We start from the raw sequence: 1950 nt of genomic DNA, 5'->3' as shown, positions 1-1950 counted from the left end.
TGGGTCATCGTGGGATCTCTTCTTTGCTTCTTGGCGGAAACAACTGGTCATCCCACGGTGGCCCTCAATCGTCAACGACGACGAGGAACCGCAGGAAGTGACACCACGCTATGGGACGCACCCCCGAATCATGGAGTCGGACTTTACGCCATATGGAGAACTGGTCCACGCGAAATCGGCGACGGCATATGACTGTTGTGAGCCCCGCAGTAGTCGCACCAATGCACCGAGCTTGCGGGGGGGATGGACGGAGCAGCCTCCACCATAGGTTCGTCTGGCGTCCTCGGAGTCCAGGAACGTGGCGGCGCGACGTCGCGATCCGCTCAGCGTGAAGCGAACAAGATCCACAGTGCCGTCAAGGACGTCGCCGCAATGAGTGCTAGCCCAACGAGTCCAATGATGATTGCTTGTCGCTTGCTGGCTACCCAGGACGCTGCGACACCGGCAGCCCCACCCACATTGGCCATCGTTACCCCTCCGATCAAGATCGCCAGTCGCCGCTCCGGGAAGCAAGACAACGGTGCCGGGTCCATAAGTGCGCACGCTGTGACGTCGGTCGAATGCCCCGCCAGGAGACCGATGACAAGCAGCAGCGTCATCAGTGCGAACGTCGACAGGAGCCACCATCGCGGTCTTCGGTTCAGTCGTATCACTTCGACAGTGTACGAAGAAGCACAGACCTGGCGACTGCCCTCGTACGAAACTCGCTCGTCCACAACGGTAAACAGCAAGGAGAAAAATCATGACTCGTAGACGAACGTCTCGCGTTGCCATGGCGGCGATCGTGACCGCGGCGTTGATCGCGCTACCCGGCACCATCGCCAGCGCGAGCGGCAACAGCAGCAACGACCTCGAAGTGACAGGGGGTGAGGAGAATGCTCCGCCATGGGCTCCCGACTCAGCTCTCCAGGAGAGACTGACTCTGCCGCCCATCACTCAGGAACTCCTGGACGCTGCATCGGCGATAGACAAGCTCGGCAGCGGCGATCCTCGCTACAACACGGTCGAAGTTCTCCCCGATCGAAGTGGTCTGGTCACATGGTGGCACGGAGAGCCCAGCGCAGAGCTCGCCGCGTATGCCGAAGCAAGCGACGTATCCGTCGCCTTCGCCGAAAGCACATACCTCCCGGCGGACCTTCGCCGCATTGCGGCAGCATTGCTCTCGGACCCGACATCCGGTGTAGTTGCTGCTTCTATTCCAAAGGATGGTTCGGCCGTAGAAGTCCGGGTGACGGAGTCGGCTCGCCAGGTCACCGCACCTCCCAGCGATGTCGCTGGTGTTCCGATCGAGGTGGCTGGCGTCGGGGACATCGTCCCCTTCGCTCGCCAGAATGACATCTACGCCATGGGTGGCGCACGAATATATCGCTTCACCGGCACTACCATCGATGCCGGGTGCTCGTCTGGCTTCCCCGTCCAGCAACCGTCAACCGGGTACAAGGGCGTAGTCACGGCGTCCCATTGCGGCGATGTCGGCAGCCAATGGGTGCGCTGGCCGAACAGCACAGGGAGCACCGTCTACGCGTACGGCAACAACGGCTCGATGGTCGCGCGGATCCCCAGCTACGACGGAGCAATCATCCAAACAACATTCAATAACCCCGGCTTCTATGTGTCCGCTTGGGACAGCGCCACCTACACCGCCCTGAACGGTGTCGCGTTTGTTCCAGTCGGCGCAGAAATCTGTTACTCAGGGTCAACGACCGGCTTGGTTTGCGGCAACATCGTGCAAGAGACGGGATACCCATACAACCTGTCCGGCGTGGGAGCCGTGACCGGTGTGCGCACGGTGCAGTCGTCGGGGGCGATCGCCGCTGGGGAAGGTGATAGCCTCGGGCTTTCGCCGTTGAGTGGCTTGCGGGTCGTGTTGTAAAGATGGAAAGTGCTCCTGATCTGGGAGAATTGGAATTGCTTAGAGACCAGTTCACCGAGTTCGAGGAGCACCTTCAA

At 60.8% G+C, this 1950-nt stretch carries 1 protein-coding gene; it reads left to right on the top strand.

Features of this window, described 5'->3' with window-relative positions; all coding sequences use genetic code 11:
- Positions 1–742: 742 nt before the first annotated feature.
- A complete protein-coding gene (locus AB1K54_RS17270) occupies positions 743–1873 on the top strand; it encodes a hypothetical protein (protein ID WP_371203999.1) in 1131 nt (376 codons plus the stop codon).
- The last annotated feature ends 77 nt before the right edge of the window (positions 1874–1950 follow it).

Origin of the sequence: Microbacterium sp. BWT-B31 (assembly GCF_041379855.1) — a bacterium.
GTDB lineage: Bacteria > Actinomycetota > Actinomycetes > Actinomycetales > Microbacteriaceae > Microbacterium.
This window is presented reverse-complemented; position numbering and strand designations above follow the sequence as displayed.